Genomic DNA, 19381 nt, shown 5'->3' on the forward strand with positions numbered 1-19381 from the left:
CATACGTGGTGCGGCCATCGTTGGTCTTGACCTGCGCAACTGCTTGCTTGATTCAATTGGGGAGTTCGGGTGGGTGGTCTTCCACAAGTGTATTATAACTATCGGGGAATACAATGCAAGGCTAGGCCGATTCTCCTGCCTAGCCTTAGGGGCATCCTATGAACTGGAGAAATAAATTCGAGAAACCTGCGACAAGGCTAGAATCAGAATTTGACAAAAATGTATTGAAAGGTCCAAGACGGACCTCAAAAATATCAAAAAAAGGACTATTGGAAATGTACAAAAAGATCCTCGTACCTCTAGATGGGTCCAAGACTGCGGAGGGTGTACTCCCACACGCAAAGGCTCTTGCGTATTCAGAAGGCGCAGAAATCATCCTACTTAATGTTGCCGCAAATCCCGCCCAATCCTTCGCTTTTGAAGACCCCGCAATTGCTGGGGCGACGGTCGACCAAGAGGAGGAACAAGCGGGCAAGTACATGGAGGCAATTTTGGGACAGTTGCGAGCCGCCGGAATGAAGGTGACGTCTCTGATTCGGGAAGGCGGGGCTGCTAATATGATTCTCAAAACGTCGGAAGACCTTGGAGTCGATGTGATAGCCATGTCTACTCATGGAAGGTCTGGTATCGCACATTGGCTGATTGGGAGCACGGCTGAGCGGGTTGTCCGCCACTCCAAAATACCGGTACTGTTGATCAGACCTCAAGTGACTTAAATGGAGAATAAGTTGAAGCCGTGCCGAGAATTTCAGCACGGCTTTTGTTTCTCTAAAGGGAGAATCGGGCCCACTTGGTCTCCTCTCACAATGATCTGAATTGATCACCGCTTCACAACGGCGCCGATAATGCGGAAAGATTTTCGCTCGTCATGAATTTTCCCGGATTGAACGTAAGTCTTTGTCGGGTGAAGGTCAGTTTGGATGCCGCCTGGATCCTGATCATCCCCTTGATGTTTTGGGGGATCGTCCATATCTACGTGCCGTTGATAGAATCGACCTCAAACACCCAGAGCTGGATAATCGCCGGCGCCATCATTGTCCTTGTTTTGGCTTCGCTTCTGTTACATGTCGCGGCGCACGTCCTTGCTACAAAGCTCCTGGGCGGGGACTTACCGGACAAAATCCCGATTTACCTAATAGCTGAACCGGCACAAGTTTGGCCGGCTGCCGGAAGTTACGGACGGGAGGCTATTTCTGCCGTTTCGGGACCGATAGCGCAAGTGTTGTTGGCGGTCGCCGCTTTTCTGGTCTGGAACCAGCAGATCAATTCTTCTGTAAACGCGGTCGCTTTATTCCTGGTGTTTTTCAACCTTTTTATCGCGGTATTCAATTTTATCCCGGCTTTTCCACTCGACGGCGGACGACTGCTAAGGGCGATCTTCTGGGGGTTTCTGGACAAACCGGCTCGTGGTACCTGGCTGGCCACATGGGCGGGCTTCTGGCTGATCATTGCCATTACCTTTTGGGGGATAGTTCTCATATCTCAGCAAGCCCGGCTGGAGTTGCAGGCGGGGCTCATCGCCTTTTCCCAAGCCGCTTTAATGGCAATTTCATCCGTCGCAGTCAAAGCCCCGTCCCCGCCCTTCCCCGAAGAAGAAGTTACTCAAAAGCGTGGGCGCGGAACGTCTTTCGGACTCGCGGCTCTATCGATTTTACCCTTGGCAGCTATTACGGTTGGTTTGATGCCGATCAATTACGGGCTTTACGCGCCCGGAGTAACCGCGCGGGTGGAACCGATGGTCCGGGTCCAGGCTGAGTACAGTCACTTTTCAAACGGGAGCCTGATGCTCACGTCTGTCATCCCCCAGGCGCCGATAATATTTGCGGAGTGGGTGTGGGGCCATTTTGATAATTCTGTTAGGCTGGCGCCGGAAGAAGAGATTTTCCCGCCGAACGAATCGGTCCAATCACAGGCCGAAGAGGGACACCACATGCTCATCGACAGCCAGACCACGGCGACTGTGGTCGGGCTGCGGCTCGCCGGGTACCCGGTTATCGCTACAAGCGATGGTGTTTACGTCGAATCCATCCTGTCAGGCAGCCCGGCCGATACCGTACTCAAGGAGGGCGACGTGATAACAGGACTGAACCAGCAACCGGTTAACTCCATCAGCGACCTCCAAAACCTGATGCGTGGTCAAAAGGAGGGCGCTGAAATCCGGTTGACGGTTCTCCGCAAAGGTGAGACGCTCGAGGTGATGGTTGGGACGCTGCCGCCTGCGATTGTTGGTGGTCCGGTGCGCATCGGGATCGGCGGCGAGACAAACCTAACCGGTTTTACTCTACCGTTCCCCGTGGAAATAACACCGGGAAAAATTATCGGCGGACCTTCGGCAGGGCTGATGTTCACGCTGGCGGTTTACGATCGCGTTACTCCAGACGACCTGACCAAGGGATACCGGATAGCGGGAACGGGCACGATCGACATCGACGGAAACGTAGGCGCCATAGGCGGCGTCCAGCAGAAGGTAGCGGCGGCGGAGAGGGCGGGCGCTAGGTACTTTCTAACCCCAATGGAAAATTTCGCGGACGCGTCAAAAGCGGCAAAGAACATCATTGTGGTTCCGGTTAAATCCGCCCAGGACGCTATCGATTTTTTGAACAGTTTACCTCCGGCAGGATGATCAAACGGTCAACCTCGACATGGGTAAATCTGAATATTCCATCCAAGCTAAAAACGATTAAAAATAATTGTTGTCAAACGATTAACTCAGGAGTATGATTCTTCGAAAGTAAACGTAGAGGGGCGATGCCGGGAGATGTAGTTGGGCATGAAAAATCGTCCCTTTCAATTAATCACCAGTTTCATCAAACTCCTTTGTGTCGTCCTTGTCTGCTTTTCATTTTTCAATCCCGCGCAATTATTTGCTGACAGGCAGTTCACTATTACGCCAAGCGCCGGAACCGGCGGCATAATCACTCCCCCGAACCCACAGAACGTTCCCGAGGGGAATAGCAAATCGTTCACCATCACGCCGAACCCAGGGTATCATATCGCGGATGTGTTGGTGGACGGCGCCTCAGTCGGGGCGGTGGCTCTGTACACGTTTACTAATGTCACCTCCGACCACACCATTGCAGCCAGTTTTGCTCCAGACACTCAACCGAGTTTTACCATCGTCGCAAGCGCAGGCATCGGGGGCGTCATCGAACCATCCGCAACGGTCACGGTTACCTTCGGCGGGACCCAGGTTTTTACCATTACATCCGACATCGGATATCATATCGCTGATGTACTGGTGGACGGAGCTTCGGTAGGCGCGCTGACGTCGTACACCTTCACAAACGTTATCGCCGACCACAGCATCGCCGCCAGCTTTGCGGTGAACACCTACACTCTCAGCTATGCTGCCGGTCCCGGCGGCTCGGTCAACGGCACGACGCCGCAGACGGTGAACCATGGAGGGAGCGGAAGTACAGTTACAGCGGTGCCCGATATCGGGTACCATTTTGTGACCTGGAGCGACGGGATTCTTTCAGCAAGCAGGGCAGAAACAAATGTATTCGCGGACCTCTCAGTGAGCGCCAGTTTTGCCCCGGATTTGCCCCAAAACCTTACCATCACCGCCACCGCCGGTAACCACGGTACCATCGATCCGTCCGGCGTGGTGAGCGTGCCTTCGGGAGGGAGCCAGTCCTTCACGGCCACTCCCGATCCCGGTTACCATGTTGCGGACATGCTTATCGACGGAGCTTCGGTCGGAGCGCTGTCGTCATACACGTTCACGAATGTCGTCGCTGACCATACGATCACGGTCAGCTTCGAAACAGACAGTCCGCAAACCTTTACGATAACGGCCGGCGCCGGCGCCGGCGGCACCATCAATCCTTCCGGAGCCGTAGCCGTCGTCTCGGGCGGAAGCCAGGATTTCATTGTGAGTCCGGATTCAGGCTACCACATAGCAGATATCCTGGTCGACGGCGCTTCGGTCGGGACGACGGCTTCATATACTTTCACCAACGTCACCGGCGACCACAGCATCGCCGCCAGCTTTGCGATTAACACTTACACGTTGACTTATACCGCCGACGTTCACGGCAGTATTAACGGCGTCTCGCCCCAGACGGTAAATTACAACGGCAACGGTGATCCCGTCACCGCGGTGCCTGATGTTGGATACCATTTTGTCAGCTGGAGCGACGGGATACTGACCGCAAGCCGTACCGACATCAATGTCACCGCCGATATCTCGGCGAATGCCAGTTTTGCCGCCGATATTCACACCGTGACCTTCGATCCCCAAGGAGGCTCCCTTGTCGTCCCACAGATGGTCGGGCACGGCGGGTTGGCAGCATTGCCCGTTCCTCCGACAAAGCCTACCTTCACCTTCGGCGGCTGGTATAAGGAAGCACTGTGCACCAATTCCTGGAATTTCGGTACCGACGCGGTCATTGCCGATATTACCCTGTACGCCCGGTGGATGCTTAACTCTTATACCGTGACATTCGATTCACAGGGAGGCTCCGCGGTCATTTCTCAATCGGTTGCCCATGGCGGGCAGGTAATATTGCCGTCTCCACCCGCAAGGGACAACTACACCTTCTCCGGCTGGTACAGGGAAGCCTCCTGCGTTACTATTTGGAATTTCGGCACCGACACAGTGACCGGCAACGTCACCCTGTATGCCAAGTGGGCCGAATTAAGCGGGGATGGCGGCGGTGGAGGGGGTTTTGGATCGCAGGTTATCGCCATAGGATTATCAGGGACATCCCCGGTCATGGACGGCAACGGGAAAGCTATCGCGCCCGGCAGTGTCGAAACCTCTGACGGACAACTGAAACTCGATATCGCTGTGGGCGTGTCCATATGGAATGCCGCCGGAGCAGCCCAGTCCTTCCTTTCGGCTGCTCCTCTGGACACGTCGCCTCCAAGCCCGCCGCAGAATACTTTGATTTTAGCGTATGAAATGGGACCTGACGGTGTCACATTCACACCGGCGATCTCAATGACCTTTCATTATGCAGATGCCCAGGTGCCGCCCGGCACGCTCGAGTCGGAAATGGCTATCGCCTGGTGGGATGGGGTGGAGTGGGTCATGCTCACGGGCAAGGTCGATACCGATGCAAATACGGTCACCGCCCAGGTGAGCCATTTCACCAGTTTTGCCCTGTTTTCTCCGGCGCCAGTTCAAGCGCCTCCAACGCTCAAGATCAACACGCCAATTACGGGGACATCGTTCGACCTGGGAAGCGTCACTCTATCGGCTTTCGTCGGCAATTTGAGGCTGACTACGGGCGAACATAGCAACGTACCGGGAGAAGGAAGAGTCATTTATTACCTGGACGTAAGTATTCCGATTGTTCAGGGCGTATCAGCACTTACGGCGCCGGGAACCTATGCTGAGGGAACGTCTGAATCATTTACCTGGAACAACATCGCTCCGGGCGCGCACACGCTCGGCGTTCAACTGGTCCAGAACGACGGCACGCCTTTTAATCCGCCGATCGTCGCAGTAACGACGGTAAATATCGTTGCCCAGCCGACCTCAACGACGCCGCAGTCGCCAAACATCGTGATACCGGGAGGCAGCAGCCCTGACTCTTCGGGCGGCTTTAATCCGGTCATCATGGCCGGACTGTTGCTGCCGGTTTCAATTGTGGCGATATTTTTGATGTCGCGGAGGAGATCAATGCAGCCTCGAACGGCCGCCACTCAAACGGCCGAGTCTCCGTTACCGACCAGTCAGACCCAACGGGTCACAATGGCGGAATTCGTCGCGTCTCCGGCGCTTGGATCGCCGTCAAATAGCCTGAGCAAGCCGGGACCTCCCAAGAAGGAACGACAGAGGGCGACCTCAAGCCCCAACGACGAGGCCGGAGAGTACATCATCCGTCTGCATAACACCTCCTCTGGCGCTTTAGCGGCCATACGTGACTACATCCAGCATACCCCCGAGATCAAGCTGCTGACACTAAACAATTGTTATTCGGATGTTCAATTGTGTATAAATGTCGGAAGCGATATCGCCTTGGTGGCTTCCCTGTCTAAAATGTTAGTGAACTGCACCGTAAAAAGAGAGGGGCGAATCATCCTGGTGAACGGCAAGGACAAAGCCGGATAAATACGTAAATAATATTTTGAGGTGGTTTAGATGGAAAATTTGACTGAAAATCCAAGATTATTCTCGCCGGACCTGCCGTCCGTCATCGAGAAGGTCAGCGAAAACCTGAGCAGGGTGATCGAAGAAGAGGGCGAGCGCATCCGTCAAAAGGTCGGGATGGAATCAGCCCCGATCATCGCGCGGGCGAGGCAGGAATATAAGGAATTGATGTTCCACTTCATGGCGGAACAGGCCGAAACGGTCAGGCAGGAAGCGGCAATGACCTCAATAGACATCGTCGCCAAGGCGATGGAAGAAAAAGAACGCATCATTAACGACGCCAGGAAACAGGCCCAGATGCAGATCGATTCAATGGTCGCCCTGGAACGCGAGAGGGCGGAAAAGGAAATCTCCGACCACGTGGCGCTTTCCAAACACAATGCCGATTACGCGGCTGAAGAATATAAACAGATAGCCAGGGAGAGGGCTGACCATGAGTGTATACGGCTCATCGCCGAGGCCCAGGATAAGGCAGAGAACCTGATTATCGAATCGCACGAGCGCGCCAAGCGGCAGGCTTCGGAGGTGGCTAAGGCTGAGGTTAAGCGCCTCCTCGAAGCCGCTAGGAAAGAAGCGTCAGGCATCGTCGAAGAAGCCAGGCAAAGGGCGGAAAGCGAGTCGCGCGCGCGCCTGGAGAGAGCCAGCGTCGAAGCCAAGGCTCTGGCATCGAAAGTTGCGAACGAGGCATTGAAAGAAGCGCTCACGAAGCTGGGGACCAAACTCAAGGAATCGTTCGACAAGACGATTTCGGATCCCGATGTGACTGAATGAGAAGGGTATTATTCCCGACTGTCGAATAATCCGCAGGGATTTAAGCCGCCAATAAATTAAGTTTACCCAGGATTATGAGGATCCCCACGCCTATCAACGCTACGCCGCCGGCGATATAAAACCAGATGGTGAACCGGTTCAAACGGCGAAGCGCAGGTACCAGGGTGCCCGCCGCCAGTCCGATGGCTAAAAACGGTATGCCCAAGCCCAGGGAATAGACGGCTAACAGAGAACTGCCCTGCCAGGCGGTTTCGCTGGACATCGAGAGTGTCAGGATGCTGGCAAGGATGGGGCTGACGCAGGGAGTCCAGGCGACGGTGAATACAGCTCCGGTCAAAAACGACCTCAGGTAGCCTCTGCGGCTGATCCGGAGATTCACCCTTTTTTCGAAATTAAGGTGTGGGAAACGTGCCGCTGCCAGCATATAAAGGCCAAACAGCACCAGAAGGATTCCCGAGATGTAGCGGACGGCGGCCGAGAACGGATTGATGATCGTGCCGGTGAAGGCGGCGAGGGCTCCGAGAGCCGAAAATATCACGCTGAAACCCGCAACAAAGCTCAACGAATGAAGAAAGAAACTAGAGCGATCGATACCCCCGGCTTTATCGGGGTCCAAAAATTCCGGACCGGCTAGCGACGCCAGGTAGACCGGAACCATGGGCAGCACGCACGGGGAAAGGAAAGACAACACTCCGCCACCCAGCGCTGCCCAAAAATCCACGTTCGTCATTGTATGATTTATGATTTAGCGCTGAGAGTCGCCTGGAGTATCTCACCGTTAGAAGCCTTCAGGTAGACCACCGCCTTGATGGTGGTTGCCGTCCCGGAGTAGGCAGAGCTTATGTTGAACTGACGGGATTCGCCTGGCGCAAGGTTAACGGCGGAGACCGGGGCGGGGATATCACGCACCGTATAGTAGTGCTCGTCGAACCCCAGGTCTTCGAACAACACGACATAGAACTTAGCGTTGGTTACGGCAGCAGCGCTTATGTTCGTAACAGTAGCGGTCACGGTGATGCCGCCCCCGGTTTTCATCGTCGAAACAATGGCTACAGCGGGCGGTTTAGCTAATTCCCGCTCGATAACGACCCTCTGTTGGGCGTAACTGGAATCGGTGCCACCCATGACCAAGTTGCCGCCGTTGAAATACATCGAAGGAAAGCCGCGCACGTTGTATTCCGTGGCCTTGGATTCTGTAGCTGGGGTGGCGTATTTGTCGCCGGAGTGGTACTGCAAGACCAGGAGCTTGCCGGGGCCTAGTTCCGAGGCGTTTTTTTCAATCGCTCGCGACGCGAACGGGCAGTAGCCTCACCAGTCCCCGGTGAACATCTCCGCCAGAACGATCCTCGTTTGGACTTGCAATGACGAAGAAGGGGGATTCGTAGCTCCAGAGTTCTGGCTCGGGGATTTCGAACTTTGCAGGGAGTCGCCGCAGCCGACTGACACGGCCATGGCGGTGAGAATTCCGATCAAAGAGGCAATCCATCCAATGGGAAATCCGCGTTTCATAAAAGCCTCCTGCGAACGGTTCGGCTGTTTCAGCATACTCCCTGCGAGGGTTTATTGTCACTACCTGCGGCAAGACCAGTGGCGGATGCTGCTCTTAAACATAAATGCTTCTTTTATCTCGCCAGTGTTTCTGCGAAAATGGGTCTATGTGTGAGTTCTGTCATCAACATGGAGAAGGCAAACGCTGGTATCTCCAGGCCAGGAACTACTCCGAAGACCTGATGAGCGATATTCAGCGCCGGGAGTTCATCGTCGATTTCATCAAGCACCCGGAACGGTCGGCCAACGGCATAGAGAAGCTGGGCAAATTAAAGACATTGCCGGGATTCGTCCAATCGGTCGTCAACCCATACGTAACGAACCGACAGATGAAGACTCACTTCGGACAGGTGGTGCCGATCGAGGAATGCGAGAAGATCTTCGATTCGCTGGGTTCCATCGTCAGGATAGCTTGCTATTGCCGCCACAGCACCCTTGGCAAGGAACACCGGTATTGCTATTGCCTGAGCATGGCTCCGAACGGGGGGATGATGGCGGACCTTATCCGGCAGGTCGATGTTTCCTACCTAACCGGCCCCGATACATCTGGGCTCGAGGTTCTGACAAAACAACAGGCGATTACCAGTTTGAGACAGCATGAAAAAGAAGGACTGTGCCACACCGTGTGGACCTTTGTGACGCCGTTTATCGGCGCGATCTGCAACTGCGACCGGACGGATTGTCTGGCGATGAGGGCGACGGTCGGCTACGGTTTCCCGATAATGTTCAGGTCGGAGTTCATAGCCGAAATAAAACCTAGCCGGTGCACCGGCTGCCGCAGGTGCATGCAGGTCTGCCAGTTCGGCGCCATCAGTTACAGCGCGGGGGAACGGAAATCCAGAATCGACCTGACCCGATGTTACGGCTGCGGAATCTGCCGTTCTTCGTGTGAAAATGACGCCATCGTTCTTCAAAGCCGAGCTTTGCACCCGGTTGCCAGTAAACTCTGGTGATAGGAGACGACATGCCTCCTGCGAAACGGAAGCGTAAACCTGATCCGCTACCAACCGAGATGCCGGATGGGGCGGTAGAGGCTCCGGTGCCCCGGTCCATCTCCCCGATGCTGGCCCAGCTCGGCAGAGAACCGCCCCAGGGCGACGAATGGATCTTCGAACCCAAGCTGGACGGCTTCCGCACACTGGCTTTCATCGACAGCGGCAAGGTCACACTCCGGTCGCGTAACGACACCGATATGTCCCGTTATTTCCCGGCAATCGTCACAGGATTATCCAACCTGAAACATCCCAGCGTTATTTTCGACGGCGAAATCGTCGCTATTGATGAAAAAGGCAAGACTTGTTTTCAATGCCTGCAGCAGCTCGTCGGCCTGCCGCACCAGCACACCGGCAAGCAGTTCAACACAGTCTATTACATTTTCGATGTCCTGTATCTCGATGGCTTCGATCTGACGGGTGTCGCATGGGACAACCGGCACGCGATTCTAAAACGGGTCTTCAATCCCGGGCCGAATCTGAAGTTGGTGTCCGATTTCGAGGGCGACGGCGCCAAGATTTTCCAAGCCTCAGTCGACGCCGGTATGGAGGGCATCGTCGCCAAGATGAGAAAGGGGATATATCTGGCGGGCAAACGCTCATCCGAATGGATCAAGGTCAAGCATACTCAAAGCGAAGAATTTGTCATCGGCGGCTTCGCCAGGGGTTACGGCAAGAGATCGGAAAATTTTGCCTCTCTATTGCTGGGGTATTATGACAAAGGCAAACTGATCTACGCCGGAAGCGTCGGTACCGGATTTGATGGTTCGACTCTAAGGGAAATCGAAGCCAGGCTGAAGCCGCTGGTCACTGATAAGCCGCCTTTCTCGGCAACTTTTGAGTACGCCGAGGGGGTGACCTGGGTGAAACCCAGACTGGTTGCCGAGGTGAAGTTTGCCGAGTGGACGCCTGGAGGATTGCTCCGCCACGCCGTGTTTCTGCGCCTCCGAGGAGACAAAGCCGCCAAGGATATAATCCGTTCCCAGGTAGAGGCGCCTTCTCCGTTTTCGGGATCCAGCACCGTCGAACTAAGCGGATCGACGCGGCAGATACTCGAGGCGCTGCAAAATCTGGACGATGATGTTCGGGTCAAATCCGAAAATCACGAAGTATCCCTGACCCGGATGAACAAGGTGCTCTGGCCCGAGTACCGCGGTCGTAAGGCGCTGACCAAGCGCGATTATATCCGGTACCTCGTCGAGGTTGCGCCTTACATTTTACCTCACCTTAAAGACAGGCCCCTCACTCTAACCCGGTACCCGAACGGCATTCTGGAAGACCGGTTCTACCAGAAACACTGGGAAACGGAACTGCCAAAGTTTGTCGAGACAGTCAGCATCTTTTCAAAGGAAAACGACGCCTTTCAGGACTACCTTCTTTGCAACAACCTGGCCACCATGATCTGGTTGGGGCAGTTGGCGGACCTTGAAATCCATACTTGGTACTCGCGGGTCGGGGAGAGGCCTGACAGGCCGGATATCTCCGGATACAGAGGAAGCCCGGACCATCTGGGCGACTATTTAGCAGGTATACCGGATTTTGTGGTTTTCGATATCGATCCCTATATCTATTCGGGGGAGGAGGCCGCGGGAGGGGAGCCGGAGCTGAATAAAGATGCGTTCAAAGCCGCCGTCGAAGCCGCGTTATGGGTCAAGGAGGCGGTCGAATCGGTAGGACTCACTCCATTTATCAAAATTTCCGGCAAGACCGGCTTACATCTGTTCACTCCGATCAGGCGCCAATTCAATTATGACGTCACCCGCGATTTTGCAGGGGTAATAAGCCGACTGGTTGAGAGCCAGTACCCCGACAAGATAACCACGGAGTGGGCGGTGGAAAAGCGGCGCGGCAAAATATTCCTGGACTATCGGCAGAACGTCCGGGGCAAAACGGTAGCTTCGGTTTATTCGGCGCGGCCCACGCCGTGGGCGGGGGTGTCGCTACCTGTTAAATGGGAGGAACTGGAACACATTTATCCGGGAGATTTCAATATTTTGAACGTGCCTTCTCGCCTGGCAACACTAGGCGATGTGTGGGCAGACATCATGAAATCCAAGAAGCCGTTAAAGACAGAAATAGTGCCCGGAAAAAACTCCTCCTGACCTATAGCAAATGGCTCACGTTCCGCACCCGGCGTGGATAAATTCAGGGATAGGCAGATAGAGCCTTAGTCTAAGACATCGATCAGACAGCGCTGTTTTAGTTCGAGACAAGACGAGCAGTATTTGGGCAGGTAACATTCTTTTAGACAGGGTACCTGACCGCCGGCATGTTGGGGCGACATCGGATACAACAAACCGGCATGACCGCTGACGTAGTCGAGGCAGGCGTTGATTCCGCTACAACTATTTAGGCGACTATATTTGAAGCCGTTCCCCATACGAATTAAAAGTTCTCAACAGAAGAACGTAAGAAATACCTGTCTTAAAAAAATCCTGATACACACTATATTCTGGACTTCGGGTCTTTCCCCGTATCGCAATAGAAAGTATCTTTAAAACCGTTGACTTTCCACACCAAACACGTGGGACACAGGCATTTAATCCGTTTGATCTCCAAGGGGCTTTTGCCCCTCTCGCAGTAAACTCGCGGATCGTTTTTCCCCGGGTAAGTCGGACAACTCTGGCAACGGCAGAACAAGGCGCTATTAAAACCGAGGATGGCCTTTTTTACGGGATTAGAGTTATCCATTGGATTCGGGAATCTCCTTTATTTTTTCTTTTCAAGAAATGCTATGCACGCACAGGGAATGCTTAAGTCCTCAATTTCGTCAAGCGATTTCCTTGACCTTTTCTTCGGCGGCGTTCAAACCAGCGACATATCCGAAAGTCAGGGCATTGCCCAGGGTTGCACCGCCCGCGATGTAGTTAGGCATCGGGGCGGCGATACAGTTGCCGGCCCCGTAGAGCCCGGGGATCGGTCGATTTTCGGTATCGAGGATATGAGCACCGGGGTCGATCCTGGGGCCGCCGTTTGTGTCCAGGGTGCCTCCGGCAATGAGGATGCAATAATAAGGTCCAGAGGCGGTAAACGGGTACATAGTCGGATTCGGTCGGTCGTTTTCCGGCCATTTGGTGTCTTTGGAGGGTATGGAAAATATCTGTGTATGCCACTCAACATCATAGGGGAAGCCGCCGCGCTGGAAGTCCTCGTCGATACCGCGGTTGGCGAATTGATTAAAACGGAGCACGGTCTGTTTCAGATTTTCTTCAAAACCCTCTGCCAGCCTCCAACTACCGATCCGGGGCGCGAGTTCGGCTACCCGCTGCCTGATGTTCCTGCTGAGATCGTCCCAGTCTTTGCCCTCTATGACATAATTCTCCTTCGTTCCGGGCGGCGGGACAGGGTAGGGCTCGGGCGAGTCACCGTACACATCGACGGTGCGCTGATCGTAGATCATACAAAGGATCTGGTTGGGGTACTCCTGTTCAACGGGGTCCCAATAAAAATGAACCTTGGTCCGATCATTGTAATTTCTCTTCTCATTGACAACCCGTTTGCCGTATTTGTTGACCAAAATCATACTGTCCCCGAGCGGCTGCCAGATGTCGTCAGGCGTGCTGGAGAGTTCCAGTGCCGGTTCCAGGGGAATCTCGGCATTCCAGGCGCAGTTCATGTTGGAGAGTTGAGCGCCCACGGCCTGGCCCATATAAACCAGGTCGCCGGTGTTGGTGATGACGGCGCAGCCCCCGAAGGTCGGCCCTTTTTGAAAGTGCAGGATCAAATCGCGGTTGTGGGTGAAGCCGCCGCAACCGAAGACCACAGCTTTTTTAGCTCTGAAGTTTTTAACGGTGCCGTCAGGCAATTCCGCGCTGACACCGACGGCTTCTCGCCTGTCGTTCAATAAAATCCGCCGGGCGCGGTGATTCAAGAGAACCGGAATGCCGTGATCTTTTATCCATTTACTGAACTGCTTGATCAAATCTATTCCAAAACCTGTCATCCCCTGGGGGTTTGCCGGAGCCACCAGTCTGCCGCGCAGCACTTTATTCTCTGGGACGTGGTCGACATAGTCTGGAAGCACCGGTTGTGACAATACAAATTGGCAGGCGCCGATCTTCATAAAATAGTCGATCGCCTTGTACCCGTTGTCGTAATAAGCCTCGAGTAAGCTGTACTCCTGGTCCATGAGTCCGAAATGCGGGTTCGTCGGGTCGTAGAGTTGGGGATAATTGCCCCTGGCCATGAACTTCAGGCAATCCTGACGATCATCAACCGTGCCCTGGTTTCTGAGGAAGACATTGTTGGGGATCCAGGGCTGGCCACCCGATTTCATGGTGGTGCCGCCGACCATTTTGCCCTTTTCAAGCATCAGCACTGAAGACCCCTTGCTGAAAGCCACCGATGCGGCTGCGGAACCTGCTGCTCCGGTTCCGACGACAATTACGTCAACTTCCGAATCCCACTTGATATTTTCCATAGCTTGACCTTTCATGGCACGTCGACGGTGATGTTTTCATCTTCGACCGTTACTTTATAGGATGGTTCTGGCTTTTTCGCCGGGCCGTGCACCAGCCCGCCGGTAGTGACATCAAACGTCGATCCATGACACGGGCATTGAACCTGGTTTCCTTTCAACGTCCCGTTAGACAGAGTGCAGCCCATATGGGTGCAGATGTTATTAATGGCGTAATACTTGCCGCCTATGTTGGCAATCAGAACAGATTTGCCTTCGGATTCGATACCGATCATAGTGCCGGCCGGGACATCCCGGGTCGAGGCGTTAAGCATCTTAGCCCCCTGTGTTTGTCAGTCCTTTCAACAGCATAGCCCAGAAAAAATCGGGTTACTATTCGTAGTTTTACCTAATTTTTCCGAATTGGTCACATAGGTTTCCTATTCGGAAATCCGGTTTTTCACAAACAAAAAAGAGGGAAGCCCGCGCTTCCCTCTTTTCTCTATCCGGCTCAAAGGAATCAAGGGTTGATGACAATCAGGGTGATGTTGACCATGATCGCAGGAGTCAACGGAGTATTGTCCGTATTCACTAATTGGACCCAAAAAACGTGCGGTCCTTGGGAGATGTTTTTCCAGGTGTTAGTCAACGAAGTGGTGGAGACAAACGTGCCGGCTGAGGTCAACGCTGACTGGCCGACGGTGGTGGGCGGAATGGCATCTAGGTAATAAACCAGGTGGCCGTAAGGCGCCTGCCCGGTCTGTCCGGCTTGGACCAGGTTGAAACCGGTTACTTGAACTCCGATGGTGATATCCGGCCCGTTGACCACAGGCCTTTCACCCGGATGAGCGGGATCAAAATCAAAGGTTGGTGTAATGATAGCCAGATCCGCGCCCGGTGCGCTAGTCGGCTGACCGATGGAAACCGGCGCGCCTTCGACTATGACCATGACGTTGTCAAAAGCGGGAACGCTCAGGGGCGTATTATCCGAATTCACGAGCATCACATAAAAAATATGCGGCCCTGTCGGGACATTCTGCCAGGTATGGCTCTTGGCAATCGTTGAAACATAGGTCCCCGGGTCAGTGAGTGCCGGTTGGCCGGTACTGATGAGAGGGACGACGTCGCGATAGTAAATGATATGGCCGTAAGGTGCCTGACCGGTTTGCCCCTCAGGCACCAGATTGAAGCCGGAGACGTCAACGGTTATGGTAATGCTGGTAGGACCCGCTATCACCGGCCTTTCACCGGGATGCGCTGGATCAAAATTGAACGACGGCGAGGTGATGCTGATCACTGGACCCTGAACAGCCGGCCCGGTGGTCGTGGTCTGAGTGTTGCTTCCGGTGGTACAGGCAGCCGGGATTAAAAGCAACGCGAGCGCGGAAACGAAGGCGAAGATTTTGATAACCTTGGCATATTTCATGTCAGCCCTCCTGTGAATACACATACATCCATCGTAATGGCCATGAAAGGTTTGGGTAATCCGTGAAAGCACCTATTTTTTCTGCATTCGGTACTTACTTCAGGGAGATTACGCCAGTAAACTTGAGTTCTGCCCGCGGATCATCAGTTTGTTTTTTGGTAACTGCGCCCGCCGGTGGGACAATTGCGGAGAAGCCATAAGGCTTCAGGATTGTTAGAAACGAAGACGTATGTGTTTCTCAGCGGTTGCCAGTTTCGCCGGAGGAACAGTGATTTCCGGTGTCGGGGTCGCTACCCAACGTGAAAAGCTGAAGCCGGAGCAACGGCTTTTTGCTAGCATCCCCTTTATTTTTGCTTTACAGCAGTTCGCGGAAGGAGCCCTTTGGCTGACACTCGGATCCGGTAGTCACGGGGTAATTCAAGATACCGCCACAAAGATATTCTTAGCAGTAGCTCTGGTAGCCTGGCCGTCAGTAATCCCGTTGTCGATCTATCTTATGGAGAAGGTAAAAGAGCGCAAGGCGGTTTTGATATTGTTGATTGTTGCCGGAGGGATTGTCTCCGCGTTTAACGCCTACTCTCTGGTGAATTACCAGGTGACGGCTCAAATCCAGGGTTTACACATCAAATACCTCGACAATTTCCCATCATCACAGGGATTTATTCCGGTCCTGTATGGCGTTTCCACGATAGTGCCGCTGTTTGTTTCGTCGGTCAAGCGCGTTTGGATTTTGGGGCTGGCGATATCGATTTCACTGGCGGTGTCGGTGATTTTCTATACACAGTTTGTCACTTCCGTATGGTGCTTCTTTGCGGCTCTATTGAGCGTGATGATTTTTTGGATAGTGCGAACGTCTCGAAAAACACTAGACGTCAAAACAAGTTAATCGATCGACAAAACGGCTTAGAAAGAATCCGAGTTGGCATCTTTTTTGTCTGGCTGCTCTGTTTCAGGGCAGGGTTCAGGAACGATGCCCGCTAGTCTTTGCCGTTCTTTGATAAGGTAGATAATTCCGAGGATTACCGGCAGAGTCATCGAGTAAATCGTCAATTGTTTGGAAACGCCGGTGTACCAGCACAGAGGGCTCAACGGTGCGAACATAACTATACTCGTTTTGATGACACTTTTGGTCCAGATCAAGGTGCCGACTGCGAATGTGCCGGCAATGATCATCGGCAGGGGAATGAGTGTCGTCAACACACCGATCGCGGTAGCCTCGCCGCGGCCGCCCCGGAAACCGAGAAACACTGACCAGGTGTGTCCCAGAACACACACGGTGCCTGCCCATAGCATTGCCGACAGGGTGCCGACAAGCGATGATGCCAGGCCGATCACCAGCGCCCCTTTCAGCGAATCGATGATAAATACCATAAGGCCGTACTTGAATCCATATGAACGGGCAACGTTCTGGGATCCGCCGTTGCCATCGCCCAAAGTCATGATGTCTGGGCGCCCGAGCAGCCGTCCGGTCAGGTAGGCAGTCGGGAATGAGCCGATAAAATAGCTAGCTATTATCAGCCAAATCATCGGTTTACATCATACATCGACCTGTTATTGCCTGTCTTTTATATAGCATCTCATGGGGGAGCGAATTTCTGATATGCAGACCATGGGAAGCAGGGCGGCTTGGTGAATCCATGGTACGGATTGTGTCTGGCCGTTAACGACCAGAACAGTCCGGAATCAACCCCCAATGCCATTTTTAGTTGCCGTTTCCTCGTGATAGAGTGAATCAGGAACAGTGAAAACAATCATAGTCTGATAATGTGCGACCGATGACGTTTTCGAAGAGAATTGCAGGTGTTCTCGCAATATTGGGGGCGATATTTCTGTCAGGCTGCGCCGCATCCGGGAACGCGATAAGCGTAAGCCTGGGCGAGGCAATAAGACTATCTCAATCGAATTCGTTCAGCAAAGTACAGATCGACACCGGGTCAGGTACCATGTCAATGGCCGTCGATGCTCCGGCGTCCATTCCGATCACCGATAGTAACGGCACCGCAAAGACCGCATCTACGGGAACGGTTCTGACTACAAACATCGATTCATTGAATATGGCGGACCTGAAATCGCTAGGGTTCGTTTTTCCGGTCAATACATCGACCAATGCCGCGGCCAGCAATCTGACGTCCCTGCTCATTTACCTGGGTATCCCGGTTCTTTTTATCCTGATGTTTTTCTTTTTTACCCGCCGTCAGGCCGCAGGCGGAGATGTCGCCGGTTTTGGGCGCAGCGGCGCAAAGCTATTGTCGCCGGACCGGCCTAAAGTCACTTTTGCGGATGTTGCGGGTGTGGAAGAAGCCAAACAAGACCTGCAGGAAGTGGTTGAATTCTTAAAGGACAGGGCGAAATTCCAGGCTATCGGAGCCACAATTCCCAAGGGTGTCCTGCTGGTCGGTCCGCCCGGAACCGGTAAAACCCTCCTTGCCCGGGCATTAGCCGGGGAGGCGGGCGTCCCGTTCTTTTCGATCAGCGGCAGCGAATTCGTCGAGTTGTTCGTTGGCGTGGGCGCCGCCAGGGTGCGAAATCTGTTCTCCGAAGCCAAAAAAATGGCGCCCTGCATCATTTTTATCGACGAACTGGACGCCGTAGGCCGGCAAAGGGCCGGCAACATCCCGGGGAGCCACGAAGAAAGAGAACAGACACTCAATCAGATCCTGGTGGAGATGGACGGATTCGACCCGAACATCGGTGTGATCGTCCTGGCCGCCACGAACCGGGTCGATGTCCTGGATCAGGCGCTCCTCCGGCCGGGACGGTTTGACCGCAGGGTCACGCTTGACCGTCCCGACACCAACGGCCGCATCGCCATCCTCAAGATCCACTCAAAAGGCAAAGCCCTGGCAAAGGACGTGGACATCGAACTGATCGCCAAGCAGACCCATGGCTTCAGCGGCGCTGACCTGGCAGAGCTCATGAACGAAGCGGCGATTTTGGCCGTACGCCGGGATAAAAAGATCATCAACCAGGAAGAACTCGCTGATTCCATCGACCGGGTTTTAGCTGGACCCGAGAGGAAGAGTCTGGCAATCAGACCCAAGGACAAAGAATTGACGGCATACCATGAGGCAGGCCACGCTCTGGTCGCCCGAAACCTGCCAAATATTGATCCTGTCCTGAAGATCTCCATAGTAGCCCGCGGGTCCATGGGCGGATACACCAGGTTTTTGGAGGAAGACAGGTATTTCATCACCGTATCTCAGTTCAAGAGCACCCTGGCGACGTTCATGGCGGGACACGCCGCCGAACAGATGGTGTTCAACGAAGTTTCCACCGGCCCTCACGGCGACATCAAGCAAGCCACAGATATTGCCAGAAGGATGGTCACCGAATACAGCATGAGCGACAAGCTCGGTTTCAGGACCTACGGTCAGACGACGGTCCAGGGTTACCTCGGCATCGGTCCCCCCGAGATGAAGGACTACAGCGAGGACACCGCCAGGCAAATCGACGATGAAGTACGGGTGATTCTCGAGAACGCCCACGACACCGCCCGAAAAATCCTTTCGGAAAACCGGCCGAGGCTCGACCACCTGGCGGGCATCCTCCTAACCAAGGAAACGCTGGAGGGGCCGGAGCTGGAGAAAGCGTTTACGGAGCCCATTACCGAGCAGCCAGTGGCGAATTCTGCCAATTCGACCGGGTCGGCTGGTCAAACGCAGGCTTGAACACGGGACAACCAAAAATTTCGTACAGCCTAACCTTGTCGCTATCCAAATAAATCCATGTATCGTAATTATCGAGTGGTACGCAAATAAGCATTTCTTTGCGCGACAGGGCAAGCCTAAGCCGGCTCAAGCTTGGCACTTAACATAACAAAACATCAGACCAAAAACGACACGAGACGCTTGACAATCCCAAGGAACACCCGTGCTATAATACCCGCGTGAACGCAAACAGCACGCTTGTCCTCTATCCCCGTAAAACGAGAATCCGGGTGGCGTCGAGGGGTATTGGAGCATTGGAGAATTGGTATTATTCGGACAGGCTGACGTTTGCCCTTTGGTTTTCCTTCGTTTTTGGAAACGAATCCCACGATTGGGCTAAAGCTGAAAATGAATGATTCGTTTCTTGATAAAACTTTTATCAATAATACGAAAAACGAATATTTATCGCTGGTTTTGACCTTGGATTTAGAATTTTGAGCT

16 protein-coding genes are annotated in these 19381 nt (G+C 53.8%); 8 read left to right on the top strand and 8 right to left on the bottom strand.

All coding sequences use genetic code 11. From position 1 onward, the window contains the following. The first annotated feature begins 275 nt into the window (after positions 1-275). From HX448_RS01485 to HX448_RS01500, 4 genes are all read left to right on the top strand, one after another. Positions 276-716, top strand: coding sequence for a universal stress protein (locus HX448_RS01485; protein ID WP_102331470.1), 441 nt, complete (start codon positions 276-278; stop codon positions 714-716). Between the two features lie 152 nt (positions 717-868). Further along, positions 869-2623 (top strand): PDZ domain-containing protein, encoded by a 1755-nt coding sequence (locus HX448_RS01490; protein WP_102331449.1) that lies wholly within the window; start codon positions 869-871, stop codon positions 2621-2623. A 147-nt stretch (positions 2624-2770) separates the two neighbouring features. Beyond that, positions 2771-6061, top strand: coding sequence for an InlB B-repeat-containing protein (locus HX448_RS01495; protein WP_162485814.1), 3291 nt, complete (start codon positions 2771-2773; stop codon positions 6059-6061). Positions 6062-6091: 30 nt separating this feature from the next. Then, on the top strand, positions 6092-6871 hold the full coding sequence (locus HX448_RS01500) for a cell envelope integrity TolA family protein (protein WP_102331447.1): 780 nt from the start codon (positions 6092-6094) through the stop codon (positions 6869-6871). Between the two features lie 40 nt (positions 6872-6911). Here HX448_RS01500 and HX448_RS01505 read toward each other — a convergent pair whose 3' ends face one another. The 3 genes from HX448_RS01505 to HX448_RS01515 all read right to left on the bottom strand — a co-directional run bounded on the left by HX448_RS01505 (position 6912) and on the right by HX448_RS01515 (position 8380). Then, complete coding sequence (locus HX448_RS01505) at positions 6912-7601, bottom strand: cytochrome c biogenesis CcdA family protein (protein WP_102331446.1); 690 nt, start codon at positions 7599-7601, stop codon at positions 6912-6914. Between the two features lie 8 nt (positions 7602-7609). Continuing rightward, entirely contained in the window at positions 7610-8107 is a 498-nt protein-coding gene (locus HX448_RS01510; protein ID WP_102331445.1) for a putative periplasmic lipoprotein, read from the bottom strand. A gap of 72 nt (positions 8108-8179) precedes the next feature. After that, a complete protein-coding gene (locus tag HX448_RS01515) occupies positions 8180-8380 on the bottom strand; it encodes a hypothetical protein (protein WP_102331444.1) in 201 nt (66 codons plus the stop codon). Between the two features lie 146 nt (positions 8381-8526). Here HX448_RS01515 and HX448_RS01520 point away from each other — a divergent pair, with 146 nt between their 5' ends. Both HX448_RS01520 and ligD read left to right on the top strand, forming a co-directional pair. Next, complete coding sequence (locus tag HX448_RS01520) at positions 8527-9372, top strand: 4Fe-4S binding protein (RefSeq protein ID WP_102331443.1); 846 nt, start codon at positions 8527-8529, stop codon at positions 9370-9372. 11 nt (positions 9373-9383) lie between these two features. After that, entirely contained in the window at positions 9384-11513 is a 2130-nt protein-coding gene (gene ligD / locus HX448_RS01525) for a DNA ligase D (RefSeq protein ID WP_102331442.1), read from the top strand. Between the two features lie 343 nt (positions 11514-11856). Here the strand turns inward: ligD and HX448_RS01530 are convergent, their stop codons facing one another. The 4 genes from HX448_RS01530 to HX448_RS01545 all read right to left on the bottom strand — a co-directional run bounded on the left by HX448_RS01530 (position 11857) and on the right by HX448_RS01545 (position 15233). Further along, complete coding sequence (locus HX448_RS01530) at positions 11857-12102, bottom strand: DUF2769 domain-containing protein (RefSeq protein WP_102331441.1); 246 nt, start codon at positions 12100-12102, stop codon at positions 11857-11859. 79 nt (positions 12103-12181) lie between these two features. Next, complete coding sequence (locus tag HX448_RS01535; protein WP_162485813.1) at positions 12182-13831, bottom strand: FAD-dependent oxidoreductase; 1650 nt, start codon at positions 13829-13831, stop codon at positions 12182-12184. A gap of 11 nt (positions 13832-13842) precedes the next feature. Next, the gene (locus HX448_RS01540) at positions 13843-14142 is read right to left on the bottom strand and encodes a Rieske (2Fe-2S) protein (RefSeq protein ID WP_102331439.1); all 300 of its coding nucleotides are present in this window, start codon (positions 14140-14142) and stop codon (positions 13843-13845) included. A 185-nt stretch (positions 14143-14327) separates the two neighbouring features. Continuing rightward, complete coding sequence (locus tag HX448_RS01545; RefSeq protein WP_102331438.1) at positions 14328-15233, bottom strand: hypothetical protein; 906 nt, start codon at positions 15231-15233, stop codon at positions 14328-14330. Positions 15234-15462: 229 nt separating this feature from the next. On the opposite strand from HX448_RS01545, the gene HX448_RS01550 reads away from it, so the two are divergent. Then, a complete protein-coding gene (locus tag HX448_RS01550; protein WP_190259890.1) occupies positions 15463-16119 on the top strand; it encodes a DUF6629 family protein in 657 nt (218 codons plus the stop codon). Positions 16120-16136: 17 nt separating this feature from the next. Here HX448_RS01550 and HX448_RS01555 read toward each other — a convergent pair whose 3' ends face one another. Then, positions 16137-16760: a glycerol-3-phosphate acyltransferase gene (locus HX448_RS01555; protein WP_102331436.1), complete on the bottom strand. Its 624-nt coding sequence runs from the start codon at positions 16758-16760 to the stop codon at positions 16137-16139. A gap of 248 nt (positions 16761-17008) precedes the next feature. On the opposite strand from HX448_RS01555, the gene ftsH reads away from it, so the two are divergent. After that, the gene (gene ftsH / locus HX448_RS01560) at positions 17009-18901 is read left to right on the top strand and encodes an ATP-dependent zinc metalloprotease FtsH (RefSeq protein WP_190259891.1); all 1893 of its coding nucleotides are present in this window, start codon (positions 17009-17011) and stop codon (positions 18899-18901) included. The last annotated feature ends 480 nt before the right edge of the window (positions 18902-19381 follow it).

Origin of the sequence: Dehalogenimonas etheniformans (assembly GCF_014672715.2) — a bacterium.
Classification (GTDB): domain Bacteria; phylum Chloroflexota; class Dehalococcoidia; order Dehalococcoidales; family Dehalococcoidaceae; genus Dehalogenimonas; species Dehalogenimonas etheniformans.

Bases quoted from the DNA above. Each gene is read 5' to 3' on its own strand.
- HX448_RS01485 (WP_102331470.1), top strand. From the start codon at position 276: ATGTACAAAAAGATCCTCGTACCTCTAGATGGGTCCAAGACTGCGGAG.
- HX448_RS01490 (WP_102331449.1), top strand. From the start codon at position 869: ATGAATTTTCCCGGATTGAACGTAAGTCTTTGTCGGGTGAAGGTCAGT.
- HX448_RS01495 (WP_162485814.1), top strand. From the start codon at position 2,771: ATGAAAAATCGTCCCTTTCAATTAATCACCAGTTTCATCAAACTCCTT.
- HX448_RS01500 (WP_102331447.1), top strand. From the start codon at position 6,092: ATGGAAAATTTGACTGAAAATCCAAGATTATTCTCGCCGGACCTGCCG.
- HX448_RS01505 (WP_102331446.1), bottom strand. From the start codon at position 7,601: ATGACGAACGTGGATTTTTGGGCAGCGCTGGGTGGCGGAGTGTTGTCT.
- HX448_RS01515 (WP_102331444.1), bottom strand. From the start codon at position 8,380: ATGAAACGCGGATTTCCCATTGGATGGATTGCCTCTTTGATCGGAATT.
- HX448_RS01520 (WP_102331443.1), top strand. From the start codon at position 8,527: ATGTGTGAGTTCTGTCATCAACATGGAGAAGGCAAACGCTGGTATCTC.
- ligD (WP_102331442.1), top strand. From the start codon at position 9,384: ATGCCTCCTGCGAAACGGAAGCGTAAACCTGATCCGCTACCAACCGAG.
- HX448_RS01530 (WP_102331441.1), bottom strand. From the start codon at position 12,102: ATGGATAACTCTAATCCCGTAAAAAAGGCCATCCTCGGTTTTAATAGC.
- HX448_RS01535 (WP_162485813.1), bottom strand. From the start codon at position 13,831: ATGGAAAATATCAAGTGGGATTCGGAAGTTGACGTAATTGTCGTCGGA.
- HX448_RS01540 (WP_102331439.1), bottom strand. From the start codon at position 14,142: ATGCTTAACGCCTCGACCCGGGATGTCCCGGCCGGCACTATGATCGGT.
- HX448_RS01545 (WP_102331438.1), bottom strand. From the start codon at position 15,233: ATGAAATATGCCAAGGTTATCAAAATCTTCGCCTTCGTTTCCGCGCTC.
- HX448_RS01550 (WP_190259890.1), top strand. From the start codon at position 15,463: ATGTGTTTCTCAGCGGTTGCCAGTTTCGCCGGAGGAACAGTGATTTCC.
- HX448_RS01555 (WP_102331436.1), bottom strand. From the start codon at position 16,760: ATGATTTGGCTGATAATAGCTAGCTATTTTATCGGCTCATTCCCGACT.
- ftsH (WP_190259891.1), top strand. From the start codon at position 17,009: ATGACGTTTTCGAAGAGAATTGCAGGTGTTCTCGCAATATTGGGGGCG.